This window comes from Rhizobium leguminosarum bv. viciae USDA 2370 (assembly GCF_002008365.1).
GTDB classification, from domain to species: Bacteria; Pseudomonadota; Alphaproteobacteria; order Rhizobiales; family Rhizobiaceae; genus Rhizobium; species Rhizobium leguminosarum.
The window spans coordinates 64,410-82,071 of the sequence record NZ_MRDL01000036.1 but is presented as its reverse complement, the minus strand read 5'-3'; the positions used below and the strand labels follow the sequence as shown (position 1 = coordinate 82,071).

General features: G+C 62.5%; 11 protein-coding genes. 2 read left to right on the top strand and 9 right to left on the bottom strand.

Annotated elements, in window-relative coordinates:
• Positions 1–39 precede the first annotated feature (39 nt).
• Both BS629_RS15390 and BS629_RS15385 read right to left on the bottom strand, forming a co-directional pair.
• Positions 40–2,547 carry a hypothetical protein gene (locus BS629_RS15390; protein WP_018243319.1) on the bottom strand — a complete coding sequence of 836 codons (2,508 nt, stop codon included), beginning with the start codon at positions 2,545–2,547 and terminating at the stop codon, positions 40–42.
• Between the two features lie 60 nt (positions 2,548–2,607).
• Positions 2,608–3,906 carry an adenylosuccinate synthase gene (locus BS629_RS15385; protein WP_018243320.1) on the bottom strand — a complete coding sequence of 433 codons (1,299 nt, stop codon included), beginning with the start codon at positions 3,904–3,906 and terminating at the stop codon, positions 2,608–2,610.
• Between the two features lie 191 nt (positions 3,907–4,097).
• Here BS629_RS15385 and BS629_RS15380 point away from each other — a divergent pair, with 191 nt between their 5' ends.
• Positions 4,098–5,015, top strand: a complete 918-nt coding sequence (locus BS629_RS15380) for a DMT family transporter (RefSeq protein ID WP_018243321.1) — start codon at positions 4,098–4,100, stop codon at positions 5,013–5,015.
• Between the two features lie 3 nt (positions 5,016–5,018).
• Here the strand turns inward: BS629_RS15380 and BS629_RS15375 are convergent, their stop codons facing one another.
• From BS629_RS15375 to BS629_RS15345, 7 genes are all read right to left on the bottom strand, one after another.
• On the bottom strand, positions 5,019–5,867 hold the full coding sequence (locus tag BS629_RS15375; RefSeq protein WP_018517019.1) for a GNAT family N-acetyltransferase: 849 nt from the start codon (positions 5,865–5,867) through the stop codon (positions 5,019–5,021).
• A 381-nt stretch (positions 5,868–6,248) separates the two neighbouring features.
• The gene (locus BS629_RS15370) at positions 6,249–8,066 is read right to left on the bottom strand and encodes a putative bifunctional diguanylate cyclase/phosphodiesterase (protein WP_026188506.1); all 1,818 of its coding nucleotides are present in this window, start codon (positions 8,064–8,066) and stop codon (positions 6,249–6,251) included.
• A 129-nt stretch (positions 8,067–8,195) separates the two neighbouring features.
• Positions 8,196–9,980, bottom strand: a complete 1,785-nt coding sequence (locus BS629_RS15365) for an IlvD/Edd family dehydratase (protein ID WP_018243325.1) — start codon at positions 9,978–9,980, stop codon at positions 8,196–8,198.
• On the bottom strand, positions 9,977–10,888 hold the full coding sequence (locus BS629_RS15360; RefSeq protein WP_018243326.1) for an NAD(P)-dependent oxidoreductase: 912 nt from the start codon (positions 10,886–10,888) through the stop codon (positions 9,977–9,979). Before BS629_RS15360 ends, BS629_RS15365 begins: the two co-directional genes overlap by 4 nt.
• A 215-nt stretch (positions 10,889–11,103) precedes the next feature.
• The gene (locus tag BS629_RS15355) at positions 11,104–14,304 is read right to left on the bottom strand and encodes an efflux RND transporter permease subunit (RefSeq protein ID WP_018243327.1); all 3,201 of its coding nucleotides are present in this window, start codon (positions 14,302–14,304) and stop codon (positions 11,104–11,106) included.
• 118 nt (positions 14,305–14,422) lie between these two features.
• Positions 14,423–15,613 (bottom strand): efflux RND transporter periplasmic adaptor subunit, encoded by a 1,191-nt coding sequence (locus tag BS629_RS15350; protein WP_018243328.1) that lies wholly within the window; start codon positions 15,611–15,613, stop codon positions 14,423–14,425.
• Between the two features lie 46 nt (positions 15,614–15,659).
• Positions 15,660–16,472, bottom strand: coding sequence for an alpha/beta hydrolase fold domain-containing protein (locus BS629_RS15345; RefSeq protein ID WP_077988342.1), 813 nt, complete (start codon positions 16,470–16,472; stop codon positions 15,660–15,662).
• A 164-nt stretch (positions 16,473–16,636) separates the two neighbouring features.
• On the opposite strand from BS629_RS15345, the gene BS629_RS15340 reads away from it, so the two are divergent.
• Positions 16,637–17,548: a LysR family transcriptional regulator gene (locus tag BS629_RS15340; protein WP_018243330.1), complete on the top strand. Its 912-nt coding sequence runs from the start codon at positions 16,637–16,639 to the stop codon at positions 17,546–17,548.
• Positions 17,549–17,662 lie beyond the last annotated feature (114 nt).

Below are 17,662 nucleotides of genomic sequence, written 5' to 3'. Positions count from 1 at the left end.
CCCCAAAGGTCCGGAATTCTGGCGTTGCTGAAGAAACCCTCACTGGCTCGTCGACACATCCCCGAGCGCGGTCCATTCCTTGATCGCGGTATTGAAGGCGTCCGTTCCCGTACCGCCTTTTTCCATCGTCAGCAGCGCGCGGCGGCCGTTGCGGTAGGTGATCGGAATATCGATCCAGTTGCGGGTCGACATCAGGTCGAGATTGGCCTTGCGCGCATCAGGGTAATCGTTGAGCGCGATCATATGGAAATCGTCGGTGATCTTGGCCGGAACCGCGATCAGCGCGTCGCCGCGGTCCTGCTCCGTGCGCTTCATCGAGATGCGCTGGACGCTGTCGATGCTGCCGCCTTCGAAATTCGGCGGCACCGAGAATACGATCTCCACGAGATGGCTTGCCGGCAGTGACGGATCGGAATTGCGCTTGAAGGTGACGAGAGCCGAAAGATTGCGTTCGGGAACGGTGACGTTGCCCTGTACCGTCGCCTCCTGCCGGCCGTCCTGACCGGCCTCGTGCTGCACGCTCCAGACGACCGATCCCTCGATCGCCGTCGGCGAACTCTGGCCGATACGCTCCTCATAGAGGAACATCTTTTCCGACGAACCGACGGGTGGGGTCTGCTGCGGCGATGACACCGGGCCGTTTGGCGTCGGCGTTTCGGCGGGTGCCACATCGCCCTGCGCGCTGGCAGGCGGCGTATCTGCTGCCGCGACATTCTGTTCGGCGACCGATTTTCCTTCCGCAGTCGGTGTTCCCGGCACAGTCGCCGGTCCACTGTCGACCTCGGTCCCATCGGTCAGCAGCCGTTGGGTGAATTTCGAATTGGCCGCAGCGCCGTCATTGTTCATTGACGCTACCTGCGGGTTCGGCTGAGCCGGCGTCGCTGGGGTATTCTGCGCTCCTGGTGTGGTTGGCTGGGCTGGCGTCACCGCGCCCGGCTGGGCAGGCGTCGCCGAGCTAGCCGGCGGTGTTGCCGCCTCGTTCTTGGTCGCCTGCGACGGTGCCGAGCTGACGAGCCCGTCGACCATCGCCACTAGCGCCTCTCTGTTCATCCAGCCGGCATAGGCGCCGCCACCAATCAGGATGAGTGCGAAGATGAGCGTGATCACGGTACCGATGCCGAAGCGGCGACGCTTCGGCTCCATACGGAAACTCTTGCCCTGCAGCTTGGAGGCAACGATCTGATCGATATCCATCGACGGATTGGCGTCATCGTCATCAGCGGCGACCGAGCCGCGGCGGTCGTAGCCGCGCAGCGCCTTCGCCTCGCGCCAGTCCTCGCTCGGCGCGCCGCTAGCAGCCGCGGGCTTGCCGTTGTGCACTTCCGCGAAGATGTCGACATCGTCGAAATGAGAGGCAACCGGCGCCTTCTTATTGCTGCCGGCCTCGATCGGCGGCAGATCGTCGAAGGCGGCTGTCTCCCAGGAGAAACTTTCCTTGGCGGCCGGCATGACGGCCGCGGGGGCCGCATTTTCGAGGCTTGATATCACCTCTTCGAAGGCGCGCGCCGAGGCATCCGCGGTGACCGGCGCCGCCTGCGAATATTGCCTGAGTTCCTCTTCCGCCCATTCGGTCTCCGCATCCTTGGGCGGCGGAGCCGGCGTTTGGGCAACGGGCTCGGCCCAGACCGGGTCGAAATGCGCCGCAGCATCGGCCTGCAACGGCTCCTCGCGGCTGTGCTCGACGAATTCCTGCTGACGATCGAAATCGGCGACCGGCTCCACCAGCCGGTTGGATGCATGGTCTATGCCGCGGGTGGTCGGCGGCAACGGCTCGACGGGCTCGTAAGCCTCCTCGGCCTCCGGCTCCTCGTTGTCCACCGCCACCGGCTCGGCCGCGATCTCGTCAGCTTCCAGGGGATGCTGCTCGTCGGCACGGTCTTCGTCGGCTTGCTCGCTGCGATGCGCGGCAGGCGGCTCCCGGCCGTCATGTTCGGCCGACACGTCTTCGGCAGCGACGTCGCGCGCCTCGCTAGCATGCCATTCCTCGGCTGGCGCTTCCTCTTCATGCGAGGGATGCCAATATGTCTCGGCGGGACCGGATGTCTCCGGCGAAACCGCTGTCTCGGCGGCAACAGGGATTACGGCGGGAACAGGTTCTTCCGCGGAAAGGGGCTCCTCGGCAGCGACCTCTTCCTCAGCGTCCTCTGGCGCGGCGGCTTCCACGTGATCGGGCTCGTCGGCGACCTCGGCCGCCTGCGGTTCCGCATAGGCTTCGTCAACCGGCTCCTCGACAGCAGTCTCCGGCGCAGGCGCCGGTTCGCTTTCGTCGTGAAGAGTTTGCTCTTCCGCGGATTCCAGCGCGGCGACGGCGGCGACCGGCTCATCGAGCGGCAGCGCCTCGGAGTGTTCGCCTTCCACCTCGCGGATGGCGGCCTCGAGCTTTTCGAGCTGGCGTTGCAGCATGGCTTCCGGCGGACGCGGCTTCATATTCTCGAGCTGCCGCTGCACTGCGCCGCGGGCACGTTCGTAGACTTTCACCCGCATCTCGGGGGTATTTTCAGCCAAGCCGTCAACGGCCCGCCGAATGACTGCAATAAAATCCGCCATCAGTACTTTCTCAAGAAGTCCGGTACCCTACCGAACCATCCTCCACAGTGACCCGTGAGCTTAATCCTCAAACGGATCGGTCACAAGTATCGTATCATCCCGCTCCGGGCTGGTGGACAAGAGCGCGACAGGCGCCCCGATCAGCTCTTCGACCTGGCGAACATATTTGATCGCCTGTGCCGGCAGATCCGCCCAACTGCGGGCGCCGACGGTCGATTCCTTCCAGCCTTCCAGCGTGATGTAGATCGGTTCGACCCTAGCTTGCGCTCCCTGGCTTGCCGGAAGATGATCAATCTGTTCGCCGTCGAGCATATAGCCGACGCAGATCTTCAATTCCTCGAGACCGTCGAGCACGTCGAGCTTGGTGAGCGCGATGCCCGTGATGCCATTGGTGGCAATCGATTGGCGCACGAGAGCAGCGTCGAACCAGCCGCAGCGCCGCTTGCGTCCGGTCACCACGCCGAACTCATGACCTTTTTCGCCAAGGAACTCACCGATCGCGTCCTTCAGCTCGGTCGGGAACGGGCCTTCGCCGACGCGTGTCGTATAGGCCTTGGTGATGCCGAGGATATAGCCGAGCGAGCCAGGTCCCATGCCTGAACCGGCCGCGGCCTGACCGGCCACCGTGTTCGAGGAGGTGACGAAGGGATAGGTGCCGTGATCGATGTCGAGCAGGCTGCCCTGCGCGCCTTCGAAGAGGATGCGGGAGCCCTTGCGACGCTCCTTGTCGAGGAAAAGCCAGACCGTATCACGGAAAGGCAGTACCCGATCGGCGATCGAGGTCAGTTCGTCCATGATCGCCTGGTGGCTGACTTCGGCGACACCGAGGCCGCGGCGAAGCGCGTTGTGATGCGTCAGAATACGGTCGACCTTGCCGGAAAGACTATCGAGATCGGCAAGATCCATGACGCGGATGGCGCGACGGCCGACCTTGTCTTCATAGGCCGGGCCGATGCCGCGGCGCGTCGTGCCGATCTTGGTGCCGCTGTTCGATGCGGCATCCTCGCGCATCGCGTCGAGCTCGCGGTGCAGCGACAGGATGAGCGTCGCATTGTCGGCGATACGCAGATTTTCGGGCGTGATCGTCACACCCTGACCGGCGAGCTTTTCGATCTCGGCGATCAGCGCATGCGGATCGACGACGACGCCGTTGCCGATCACCGCCATCTTGCCGGGACGCACGACGCCGGACGGCAGCAGCGAGAGCTTGTAGCTGGTGCCGTCGATGACGAGCGTGTGGCCGGCATTGTGTCCGCCCTGAAAGCGCACGACAATATCTGCACGCTCCGAAAGCCAGTCGACAATCTTGCCCTTGCCTTCGTCACCCCATTGCGAACCGACCACGACTACGTTCGTCATCCAACTCTTCCTGTTACCGGCGCGGAACCGCGCACCTGCTCAAACCCGCGCATCTATAAAGCTTTGTTTTTTGGAAAGCGACCCTGTTGTCACAGTAGATTGGGCTTTTTACGTGACAAATCAGCAGCCGACAGGCTATTTCCCCTCACAAAACGCCGCACGGCGATCGCGGAAAGACGGGAAGAACGCTCTTGCAAGCCACGGCCTATATCTGCCTCGTTATCGCCACCCTTTGCTGGGGCGGCAACTCCGTCGCCGGCAAACTCGCGCTCGGGCATATCAGCCCGATGATGCTGACCTTCCTGCGCTGGTTCCTCGCCGTGGCGGTGATCGCTGTGATTTCAGTACCGCAATTGCGGAAGGACTGGCCGGTGGTCAGGAAGAACCTGCCGCTGCTCCTCTTCTACGGCGTCATCGGCTACACCCTTTTCAACGCCATGCTTTACTCGGCCGTGCAATATACAACGGCGATCAACGTCGCCATTGAGCAGGCCGGCATCCCGATGCTGATCTTCCTGCTGAATTTCATGTTCTTCCGCACCGGCATCTCGCTGGCGCAATGTCTCGGCTTCGGCATGACGCTGATCGGCGTCGCTTTGACCGCCGCGCATGGTGACCTCTCAACGCTGCTGCAACTAGGCCTCAACCGCGGCGACGGGCTGATGCTGATCGCCATTGCCGCCTATTCGGTCTACACGATCTTCCTGCGCTGGAAGCCGCCGCTCGACTGGCGCACGCTGATGGCGGTCCCGGCGCTCGGCGCGATGCTGACCTCGCTGCCGCTGCTCCTCTGGGAGGTCGGCCGCGGCGCTGCGCAGTGGCCGGACCAGGCCGGCTGGGTCATCACTCTCTATACGGCGATCTTCCCCTCGCTGGTCGCGCAGATCCTCTATATCAAGGGCGTCGTCGCAATCGGCGCCAACCGGGCCGGCCTCTTCATCAATCTCGTGCCGGTGTTCGGAACGCTGCTCTCCGTCGCCCTGATCGGGGAGAGGCTGCAGTCCTTCCATGTGATCGCGCTGGTGCTCACCTTGGGCGGCATCGCGATCGCCGAAAAGGGCCGTCCGAAAGCGTCGGCACAGACCGTGCCCGCCTCACCCATGGATTAGAGCCTAACCGAGTTCCAACGTTGTCACGCCGAAGACGTGCTTCAGCGGGATGGCCGGCGCCGGCCCGCGATACATGCGCGTCGTCTCGAACACCGGTTGAAGGCCGAGGCCTTCGGCAAGCGCGACTGCCTCGTGGTTCGCCGTGGGAATATCGATGAAGACCGCGGCCCCCTTCGCCTCCGGGATCAATTCGGCAAGCAACGCCGCGGCGCTATCGGCATCATTGGCAAAGAGCGGGCCGATCTTGTAGCCCTCGTAGCAGCGGCGGATCGTGCCGTAGCCGCGGATCTTACCGCTCTTGCGCACCACCGCCGAACGGCGGCCCTTACGGCCGGTGCACCAGGAGGTGAGGAAGGCATCCCGCGGCTGCGGAAAGATCGCCGAATCATAGCGCTGCAGGCCTTCGAGACGTGAATCCAGTACCGACTGCGCGACAAGCGTCGAGACTGGCAGGGAGCTGGCGACCCCGCCGTAGCGAATGGTGGAATAGGCGGGTTCGAAGCCGGCCTTGCGGTAGTTGTCCTGCTGTGCGGCGACACCGTCGAGACCGATCGTGCGGTCTCCCGCGCTGGCGATGCCCGCCTCCCAGATCGCCTTGCCGTAACCCTTGCCGCGGAAATCGGGATGGACGATGTAGAGGCCCAGGAAGGCGAAACTCTCGCCATATTTGACGACCGAGATCGAACCGACGGGGACTTCACCGATCGAGCCGACGAAAAATCCTGACGGATCGGCCTCGAGGAACGCAAGCGAATCGTCAAGGCCCGGGTTCCAGCCCTCCTGACGCGCCCATTCGAGCACGAGTTCCAGTTCGCCGGGCCGCATCGAACGAACGGCAAATTCCGAATTCATGCGACTTTCCTAGATTGAATGTCCCGCAAGTCCATCCCGGCAAAGGCAAAGCAATTGTCAGGTCCCAGTTCCCCGATTGCACCTGCGAATGATGGAGAGCCGCGCTCATGGACTTGACGACGCGTATAATCATTTTTCGATGCAATGCAGAAATCTTCGTTTCCGAATTACCATGAAACAATGCCGTTGCAAGCTCAAGAAAATTACTTGTGCGCCAATTATCTTCCTGCCGATGCAAATAAAACGCCGCGCCGAAAAGATATCGCCTGCCAAGTTGAAAGGCGAGGAAAGCATTTCGGCCGAAATCTCCTCCGCGACGCGGCAAAGGCGCCGTTGAAACCGGCGGCGACCACGGTCGCCCGCGAACGGATCACCGACCGTTCAGCCGCCCATTGCGGTCTTCTGCTTTTCGATCCCGCTCGCCATCGATGAGAAAAGACGGTCTGTATCTGCCGCCGGTGCGGGATAACCGAACGCATAACCCTGCAGACCGTCGCAGCCGAGCTGCGCCAGCACGACGGCATGCGCCTCGGTCTCGATGCCCTCGGCGATCACCTCGACATCAAGCGCCTTGGCGATTTCCACGATCGAACCCACCACGCGCCGCTGCTCGGCCGAGCTGACGACCTCGGTGACGAGCTGCCGGTCGATCTTCAGCCTCTTCGGCCGCAGCTTGACGAGACCGATGAGCGAGGCATGGCCCGATCCGAAGTCGTCGATCTCGATGTCGATGCCCATCTGTTTGATATCGCCGATATGATCGAGCAGTTTTTCGTCGCTGTCGTCGAGGAAAATCGTCTCAACCAGTTCGAAGACGATCACGCCAGGCGGGATGTCGAGTTTCCTCAGCTTGTCGAGCAACGCCGGATCGGCAAGCCGCGAGGCGGAAATATTGACAGCGATGCGCGGAACCGCAAGGCCGCGCAACAGCCAGAATAGCCGGTCTTCGAGAGCGCTTTTGAGGATCGCCGCGTCGATCTCCGCCGCAAGTCCGTGCTCGTCTGCGATCTTCAGGAATACCCCTGGGGCAAGCACGCCCTTCTCGGGATGTTTCCAGCGCGCCAACGCCTCGAAGCCGATGACTTCCCGTGTCCGGGCGTCGAGCTGCACCTGATAATAGGGAAGGATCTCGCCGCGCTCCAGCCCGAGCTTCAGCTCTTCGGCGAGGCGACGCTTGGAGCGCAGATCCTCCTGCAATTGCCGCGTGAAAAATTCGACGCGGTTCCGTCCGAGCTTCTTGGCCTGGTAGAGCGCCAGGTCGGATTCGGCCAGCAGGTTGCGCGCCCGCCGATCGCCGCTCCAGGAAACGCCGATCGAGGCGCCGGATTGCAGCATCTCCTGGCCGAAACGGACTTTCTTCCGCAGCCGTCGCTGGACATCCTCGGTGATCAGCCTCAGCTCAGTGAGATCGGTAAAATTGACCAGCACGATGACGAATTCATCGCCGCCGACGCGGGCGACCATGCCATTTGCAGGAATGGCAGCGGTGATGCGAAGGGCTGCTGCCCTGAGCACTGCGTCGCCTGCCGCATGACCGTGGCTGTCGTTGATCTGCTTGAACTGGTCGAGGTCGAGATGCAGCACCGCGAGCGTCGTGATGCTCTTGTCGGCCGGCAGCTCCGCCAGCCGCTTGTCGAGAAGGCGCCGGTTCGGCAAGCCGGTGAGATAGTCGTGATCGGCGACATGCTCGATGCGGGCATTGCTTTCCTCAAGCGCCAGCGCCCTCGCCTCGGCCACCACCTTCTGCCGCGCCAGTTCCGCGTTGAGCATTACGTCGGCAGTCACATCCCATTCGGCGCCAATGAAGGAGGGCAGACCTTCCGCATCGACATAGAAATGCGCGCGCGAACGCAAATGACGGATTTCGCCGCTCGGCAGCACGATACGGAATTGTGAGTTATAGGCGCCGCGCGTCGCGATTGCCTGCTCGAAGTCGCTTTCGGCCCGCTCACGATCATCGGGATGGATGGCATTCGACCAAAGCGAAGCCGGCACAAGACGATACGTCTCGCCGGTCTCATAGAGACGATGCATTTGCGCATCCCACAAGATCCCGTCCTGCTCGATGCTATGCTCCCAGACACCAATCTGGGATGCATCGAGAGCGAGTTCGAGCCGACGCAGAAGATCCTGAAACTCTCGTTCGGATCGTGTGGCTTTGTTCTCTGGCAACGCGGTCCCAGCCTTAGAAGCTTGTATAACGGCAATATGGTCTCAAGCCGGCATTAATGAAGCCTTGTCCTAGTGACCGAACTAGTGACTAGGTGAACTGTTCGTTACGACTTCCCCTTTTGGATCAAAGGGCTCGCAGTCTTTAGCAACTCAAGTTCAATGATTGTGCCGCGGCGGGTTTTTCGCAATCCGACGAAATTCCGTCGCCCCCTCCAGCACCGCGCCGTCCGACAATTGCGTCACCGAGCGGCGATAGATCTGCTGCCACGGCGTCGCATCCGCCGGCACCGGCGGGATGCCGTCGCTCTTGCGCCGTTCGATCTCTGCGTCATCGACCAGCATGTCGCAACGCCCGTGGTTGAAGTCGATGCGGATGATATCCCCGCTACGAAGCCAGGCGAGGCCGCCGCCGGCGGCACTTTCCGGTGAGGCGTTGAGGATCGAGGGACTGTCGGCCGTGCCCGATTGGCGGCCGTCACCGATCGTCGGCAGGCTGCGGATGCCGCGCTTCAGGAGATGATCCGGCGGCTGCATATTGACGACCTCAGCCGAACCAGGCCAGCCGATCGGCCCGGCGCCCCGGATAACGAGGATGGTGTTTTCGTCGATGCCGAGTGCGGGATCGTTGATGCGCTTGTGATAGTCCTCGGAACCGTCGAAAACCACCGCTTTGCCCTTGAAGACGCCCTCGTGCCCGGGTTCTTCAAGGTATCGCCGGCGGAAATCCTCCGAGACCACACTCATCTTCATGATCGCGAAATCGAAGAGATTGCCTTTGAGCACGAGGAAGCCCGCCCGCTCCTTCAGCGGCTCAGCGAACGGCTTGATGACCTCGCGGTCGCGCGCTTCCTTGCCCTGTAGGTTCTCGGCTATCGTCCTGCCCGTCACCGTACGACAGTTGCCATCGAGCTTTCCGGCCTGCAGCAGTTCCCACATGATCGCCGGCGTACCGCCGGCGCGATGGAAGCGCTCGCCGAGATAGGCGCCGGCCGGCTGGACATTGGCCAGCAGCGGGATATCGAAACCATGCACCTGCCAGTCGTCGGGATGGAGTTCGACGCCGGCGTGCTTCGCCATCGCGGCCAGATGCGGCTGCGCGTTGGTCGAGCCGCCGATCGCCGAATTGGTGCGGATCGCATTCAGGAAAGCCTCGCGCGTCAGGATATCCGACGGCTTCAGATCCTCGAACACGATTTCGACGGCGCGCCGCCCGGTACGGTAGGCCATCTGGCCGCGTTCGCGGTAAGCGGCCGGAATGGCGCCGCAGCCGGTCAACGAAAGGCCGAGCGCCTCGGCCAGCGCATTCATCGTTGAGGCTGTACCCATCGTATTGCAGTGACCGACGGAAGGCGCAGAATCGAGCGCCGCCTGAAGAAACTCTTCCCGATCGATCTCGCCTGCCGCATATTTCCGCCGCATCCGCCAGATCACCGTGCCGGAGCCCGCCAGCTCTCCCTCATGCCAGCCGTCAAGCATCGGCCCACCGGAGAGCACGATCGCCGGAATATCGACCGTCGAAGCAGCCATGATCGCCGAAGGCGTGGTCTTGTCGCAGCCGGTGGTCAGCACGACACCGTCGAGCGGATAACCGTAGAGGATTTCGACGAGGCCGAGATAGGCTAGATTGCGGTCCAGTGCGGCGGTCGGGCGCTTGCAGTTCTCGAAGATCGGATGCGTCGGAAACTCGATCGGAATGCCGCCGGCATCGCGAATGCCGTCGCGCACGCGCTTGGCAAGCTCGACATGCACCCTGTTGCAGGGCGTGAGATCGCTGCCGCTCTGGGCAATCCCGATGACCGGCTTGCCGGAGCGCAGCTCTTCCGGCGTGATGCCGTAATTCATGAAGCGCTCGAGATAGAGCGCTGCCATGTCGATATGATCGGGATTGTCAAACCAGTCCTGCGAACGCAGGCGCCGTTTCGGCGAATGGCTGTCCGTCACTTCTCTCCTCCCGGCCGGGCATTCTTCTCTTCGAGATGGAGGAGCAGGGCGCTGTGATCCTTTTCGCCATTGCCATTGGCGACGAATTCGCTGAATTCGGCGTGCACCGCCGCCGTCAGCGGCAGCGTCAGCGACAGGGTCTTGGCCGCCTCCATGGCGGCGTTCAGATCCTTCAGCTGATTGCTGGACGAACCGCCTGGAGTAAACTGCCGTTCGACCATGCGCTTGCCGTGCAGCTCCAGGATACGGCTCTCGGCAAAGCCGCCGCGAATGGCGTCTCGGAAGGCCGCCGGCGAGCCGCCGCCCGCTTCGATCAGCATCATCGCTTCGGCGACGGCGCCGATCGTCACCGCGACGATCTGCTGGTTGGCGAGCTTGGCAAGCTGGCCTGCCCCGCTTGGACCGACGCGGGTCACCCGCCCCATCGGGGCAAAGACATCCGCAAGCCGGTCGATCACGCCTTCGTCGCCGCCCGCCATAATCGCCAGCGTACCGGCCTCCGCCCCGACGACGCCGCCCGATACCGGCGCATCGACGTGATCGACGCTGCGGTCGGCAAGCCTCGCCGAATGATCGCGGGCAAAATGCGGGGCAATCGAACTCATGTCGATGACGGTAACGCCAGGCGTCATCGCATCGGCCGCTCCGCGGTCGAACAATACGTCCTTCACCGCCTCGGCGTTGGTCAACATGGTGATGACGACATCGGCGCCTGCAACGGCATCCGCCGGTGTTTCCGCGCGAACCGCGCCATCTCCCGCTAGCGCCTCGGCCTTGCCGGGATCGCGATTCCAGACGGTGACTGCAAAACCCGCGCCGAGCAGCCGGCGAGCCATCGGCGCTCCCATCAGGCCGGTGCCGAGAAAGGCGATCCGCCTGCCCTCATCACCTTTTCTCGAACCTGTCATTCAGTCCTCCCAACTGTTGTCCGTCTTTGATAGTCCCCTCGCCCACCGATGCAAACCGTTTTGGCGGACGTAACGCATTTTTGTGGTGTGTCCTTAGATGCGGATGATGTCGTCCCAAAACCGCGCACAGTATTCGGCATCATGCTCTGAAAACGATACGGGCGAGAACCGAAGTTCCCGCCCGATTTACTCGACAAAGGAAGGTTGAATTCCGTTTATTCCGCCGCGAGCCGGATGACCTCCGCCTCTTCTTCCTTGTGTTCGTCCGGCTTGTGCTGGACGAGCGGACGGTTGCCCGTCAGCCGCCGCAGCAGCACGTAGAAGACAGGCGTCATGAAGATGCCGAAGAAGGTCACGCCGATCATGCCCGAGAAGACCGCGACACCCATGGCCGCGCGCATCTCCGCGCCGGCGCCGGTGGAGACGACGAGCGGCACGACACCCATGATGAAGGCGAGCGAGGTCATGAGGATCGGGCGAAGGCGAAGGCGGCTGGCCTCGATCGCGGCCTCCCGCGGTGTTCTTCCCTCGAACTCCAGTTCGCGGGCGAATTCCACGATAAGGATCGCGTTCTTCGCTGATAGACCGACAAGCACCACGAGACCGATCTGGGTGAAGATGTTGTTGTCTCCACCGGTGAGCCAGACGCCGGTCAGCGCGGCCAGCACGCCCATCGGCACGATCATGATGATCGCAAGCGGCAGCGTCAGGCTTTCATACTGGGCGGCCAGCACCAGGAAGACCAGCAGCAGCGCCAGGGGGAAGACGACGATGCTCGAATTGCCGGCGAGAATTTGCTGATAGGTCAGATCCGTCCATTCGAAGTCGATGCCGGCAGGCAAGGTCTCATGAAGGATCTTCTCGATTGCCGCCTGCGCCTGGCCGGACGAGAAGCCCGGTGCCGGACCGCCGTTGATGTCGGCAGCGAGGAAGCCGTTGTAGCGGTTCGCACGCTCCGGACCGGTGCTCGGCTCCACCTTCAGAAGGGCCGAAAGCGGGATCATCTCACCCGATGCCGAGCGGACCTTCAACTGGCCGATATCTTCCGGCTGGGCGCGGAATTTCGCATCGGCCTGCACGCGGACGCTGTAGGTGCGGCCGAAAGCGTTGAAGTCGTTCACATAGAGCGAACCGAGGTAGATCTGCAGCGTCTGGAAGACGTCGGTGACGGAAACCCCAAGCTGCTCGGCCTTGGCGCGGTCGAGATCGGCATAGAGCTGCGGCACGTTGATCTGGAAGCTGGAGAACAGCCCGGCGAGTTCAGGCGTCTGGTAAGCCTTTGCAAGCACTGCCTTGGTTGCCTCGTCGAGCGCCTGGTTGCCGAGGCCCGCACGATCCTCGATCTGCAGCTTGAAGCCGCCCGTCGTGCCGAGACCATTGACCGGCGGCGGCGGGAACATGGCGATGAAGGCATCCTGGATGACGCCGAACTTCTGGTTCAGCGCCATGGCGATTGCGCCACCCGAGAGATCTGGCGTCTTGCGCTCCTCGAAGTCCTTCAGCGTAACAAAGACGATGCCGGCATTCGAGGAGTTGGTGAAGCCGTTGATCGACAGGCCCGGAAAGGCGATCGCATTGGCAACACCCGGCTGCGCCAGCGCGATGTCGGTCATGCGCTTGATGACGTCTTCCGTGCGGTCGAGGCTTGCGGCATCCGGCAACTGGGCGAAGCCGATCAGATACTGCTTGTCCTGCGACGGCACGAAGCCGCCGGGAACCGAGCTGAACAGACTGTAGGTCGCACCGACCAGTGCCAGATAGATCACCATGACAATGCTCTTGCGCGACAAGAGACCACCCACGCCCTTGCCGTAGGCATTCGAGCCCGCGCCGAAGACTCGGTTGAAGCCGCGGAAGAACCAACCGAAGACGGCGTCCATGAACCGCGTCAGCCAGTCCTTCGGCTGATCATGGCCCTTCAGGAGAAGGGCTGCCAACGCCGGAGACAGGGTGAGCGAGTTGAAGGCCGAGATGACGGTCGAGATTGCGATCGTCAGCGCGAACTGGCGATAAAACTGACCCGACAGGCCGGAGATGAAAGCGAGCGGCACGAAGACCGCGACGAGGACCAGCGCGATCGCGACGATCGGACCGGAGACTTCCTTCATCGCCTTGTAGGTGGCAGCCCGTGGCGACAGGCCATGTTCGATATTACGCTCGACGTTTTCGACCACCACGATCGCGTCGTCGACGACGATACCGATCGCGAGCACCAGGCCGAACAGACTGAGCGCGTTGATCGAGAAGCCGAAGACATACATGACTGCGAAGGTGCCGATAATCGATACCGGAACCGCGATCAGCGGGATGATCGAGGCGCGCCACGTCTGCAGGAACAGGATGACGACGAGGACGACGAGCGCAATGGCCTCGAGCAGCGTGTCGATAACCTTCTCGATCGAGGCGCGCACGAATTTCGTCGTATCGTAGACGATCTCGTATTTGACGCCCTCAGGCATGGCGAGCTGCAACTGATCCATGGTCGCATTCACATTGTCCGCAATCTCGATCGCGTTCGAACCCGGCGCCTGCAGGACTGCAACGGCGACGGCCGGCTTGCCGTCGAGCAGCGAACGCAGGGTGTAGTCCGCAGCACCGAGCTCGATGCGGGCGACATCGCGAAGGCGGGTGATCTCGCCACTGGCGCCCGTCTTGACGATGATGTTGCCAAATTCCTCAGGCGTGCGCAGGCGGCCCTGGGCGTTAACGTTGAGCTGCAGATCCACGCCCGGCTGGCTCGGCGACGCGCCGATGATACCGGCGGCGGCCTGAATGTTCTGGGAGCTGATCGCACTGCTGATGTCGCTGGCGGCAAGATTGTGCTCGGCGGCCTTCTGCGGGTCGATCCAGACACGCATGGAATAGTCGCCGGCGCCGAAGACCTGTACCTGACCGACGCCTGCAATGCGGGCGAGACGATCCTTGACGTTCAAGGTCGCGTAGTTGCGAAGATAGGTGATGTCGTGATTGTCCCCGTCGGAGACGAGGTTGACCACCATGATGAAGTTGGGCGAACTCTTAACTGTCGTGATGCCGAGCGCGCGGACTTCCGCCGGCAGGCGCGGTTCGGCCTGCGAAACGCGGTTCTGCACGAGCTGCTGTGCCTTGTCAGGGTCGGTGCCGAGCTTGAAGGTGACGGTGACGTTGAGCACCCCGTCCGATGTCGCCTGGCTGGCCATGTAGAGCATGCCTTCGACGCCGTTGATCTGCTCTTCGAGCGGCGTTGCCACCGTTTCGGCGATGACCGACGGGTTGGCGCCGGGATAGGTGGCGCGCACGACGATCGACGGCGGCACGACCTCCGGATATTCGGAAATCGGCAGCGCGCGCAGGCCGATCAGGCCGGCAACCAGGATGAGGACCGAAAGAACGCCGGCAAAGACCGGGCGGTCGACAAAGAATCTGGAGATGTTCATATCAAAGCCCTCTCCGGGGTGAACATGGATGCAACGTCCCTCTCCGGCGGTTTGGGAGCCGCCGGCGGGTCATATCATTTCGGGTATTGGCCTTCCCCCGGAGGGGAAGGCAAAGTCTTTACTGCGCGGTCGCGACCTTCTCTTCCATCTGAGGTGCTACGACTGCACCTGGACGGATGCGCTGCAAACCGTTGACGACGATCTTTTCGCCGACGTTGAGGCCGCTTTCGACTACACGCTGGCCGTCAGCCAGCGTGCCGAGCTGGACCTGCCGATAGGCGACCTTGTTCTCACCATCGACGACGAAGACGAACTTCTTGTCCTGGTCCGTGCCGACGGCACGGTCGCTGATGACGATCTTGTTCTCGGCCTTCGGCTGGCCCATGCGCACCCGCACGAACTGGCCGGGGATGAGACGCCCGCCCGGATTATCGAAGACGGCGCGCACGCCGATCGTACCGCTTGATGCATCGACCTCGTTGTCGATCAGTTGCAGCTTGCCCTTGATCGGCGTGCCACTGTCGGTCAGCGTGCCGACCTCGACCGGAATCTGCTCGACGGCAGGCAGGGCGCTATCCGTCTGCGGAAGCTGGGCAAGCGCGCGCGTCACCATCTCTTCGCTGGCATTGAAGCTCGCATAGATCGGATCGACAGAAACGAGCGTCGTCAGCGCCGGCGAAGTCGAACCGGCCGCGACGAGGTTACCGGCGGTCACCTCGATCTTGCCGATGCGGCCGGAAACCGGAGCCCGCACTTCAGTATAATCGAGATCGAGCTGGGCCGACTGCAGGGCAGCTTGCGCCGAACGCAGCCCCGCCTGAGCCTCGGCCAGCGAACTCTGGCGCTGATCGAGATCGCTCTGGGAGATGGTGCGGTTGTCGGAAAGCCTGCGGCCGCGGTCGAGTTCGGTCTGCGCCAGGCTGACCTTGGCTTCGGCCGAAGCGACCTGGCCTTGCGCCTGCGCCACGCTCGCCTGGTAGGGGGCCGGGTCGATGGTGAAGAGCAGGTCGCCCTGCTTCACCAACGCCCCTTCGCGGAAAGCCACCGACAGGATGGCGCCGGCGACACGGGAACGCACCTGCACACGGTCGACCGCTTCCAGACGGCCGGAGAAATTCTCCCAGGCCGTCACATCGCGCGCCGCAACGACGGCAACCGTCACCGGCACAGCGGGAGCCTGTGCAGGGGCGGAGGCGGCCGTGGCGGTCGTGCTCATCGGCAGTTCGAAAAACAATGCGGCGCCGGAAACTGACGCAACAAGGCCTATGCCGGCGCCCACAAGGGCCCAGCGCTTCTTTCTGGACGTCATCGGTACTCTCCTTGCGGCTCAAGGCCGCCGAAATATCAGGTCTTCTTCAATGCAATTGCGGTTGAACGCTTACGTCCCGAAGGAAGCTTCCGAAATGGCGGCTGACGTTTTCCTGCCAGTCCGGCGCTCCGTCGGATTTCCCACCATAAATCGAGGGCCAGCCCGTCCCGGCGGGAAGGACATGCTGACGCACACCGACGCCGGCCTGTTTCAGGCGGGCACCGTAACCAATTGTCTCGTCGTGCAGAGGATCGTCCTCCGCAGTGAATACCAGCGCCGGCGCGACGCCCGAAATACGCGAACAGAGGCAAGGCGCCGCATAAGGGTGGCAACCGCCGCCGCTCAGATAGTGGCTCCAGCCCTCCGTCCAGCGTTGGCGCATGCCGATGGCTTCGGCCTTGCGGATCGAGGACGTGCCCATGAAGGGATCGAGCAGCGGCGAAATCAGGACCTGGCCGTCGAGCGCGTCCGGCATCTGGTCGCGCGCCTTCAGCGCCACGCCGGCGGCAACATTGCCGCCTGCTTCTTCGCCGGCGACGAAAAGCAGCGACTTGCGGTCGCCAAGACCGGCGCGTTTGTTGGCGAGATAGGTGAAAACGGAGAAGGAGACTTCCAACGCTTGCGGGAATATGTTGCCGGACAGGCTGCTGTAATCGGCAGCAACGACGATCGCGCCGGCCTTGGCGAGACTCATCGCTACCGGCCGGTCGACATTCTTGTCGCTGTCCAGAAATGCGCCGCCATGCAGGTAAAGCACGATCGGCGGACCCTTGCCGTAATCGGCGCCCTGGTAGATGCGTGCGGAAACGGGGCCGATGGCCACCTTGTCCAGCATCATATCTTTCCATTCCACCGTCATGCTTCCGGTCTCTTTTGCATCGGCCACAAGCAGACAACGCCTGCCGCTTGCATTTTCTACAAAAAAGATATTGTTATTCCAACCAAGGAATAAGAAGCTATATCGCGATAACACTGTTCCAGATTTCGAACAATGGTGCAACGCAAACTGCGGATTTGAAACCGATGGATCAGCTCTCGGCAATGCGCGTCTTCATTCGCGTCGTGGAGACGGGCAATTTCACCCGCGCCGCCGACATGCTCGCCATGCCCAAGGCGACGGTGACCAATCTCATCCAGGGTCTGGAGGCGCATTTGCGCACCAAGCTTTTGAACCGTACCACGCGCCGGGTGATGGTGACCACGGACGGTGCGCTTTATTACGAACGCGCCGCCCAGATTATTTCGGAACTAGAAGAGCTTGATGGCAGCCTCTCCAATTCGCAGAGCCTGCCGAGCGGGCGGCTGCGTGTCGAGATGGCCGGCGCTTTCGCCGATTGGATCGTCGTTCCGGCTCTTTGCGATTTCTATCAGCGTTATCCCGATATCCGTATCGACCTCGGTGTCGGCGACCGCACGGTCGATTATCTTGCGGAAAATGTCGATTGCGCGCTACGGGCCGGCACGCCAGCCGACCAGTCGCTGATTGCGCGGCGCGTCTCCGAAGTCGAGATGATCACCTGTGCTGCGCCGAGCTACATCCAGAAATTCGGCATGCCCGAGCGGCCCGAGGATCTGGAGGCTGATCATTACTCCGTCAACTATTTCCGCGCCCAGAACAACCGGACACTGCCCTTCGAATTTCGCCGGCACAACGAGGTGATCGAAACCAGTCCGCGTTACATCGCCTCGGTCAACGATAGCCGCACCTATCTGACAGCTGCGTTGACGGGCCTCGGCATCGCGCAGGTGCCGATCTTCATGGCGCGCGAGCCGATGGCAAGGGGCGAACTCGTCCGCGTGCTTCCGGATTGGCGTCGCGATCCGCTGCCGCTTTACGTCGTCTACCCCCCGAACCGCCATCTCAGCAACAAGGTGCGCGTCTTCGTCGACTGGCTGGTGAAGCTTCTGGTCGAGGCGAGATTGAACGACGTCTGAGCGCCAAGATAAATACGGCCCGGAAGGCAGGGGAAACCTTCGACGGGCCGCAATGTACAACTTTGAACATCAAGCCTGTCGCACCGTGGAAAGGGCGCGGCAGGCTTTGGAGGT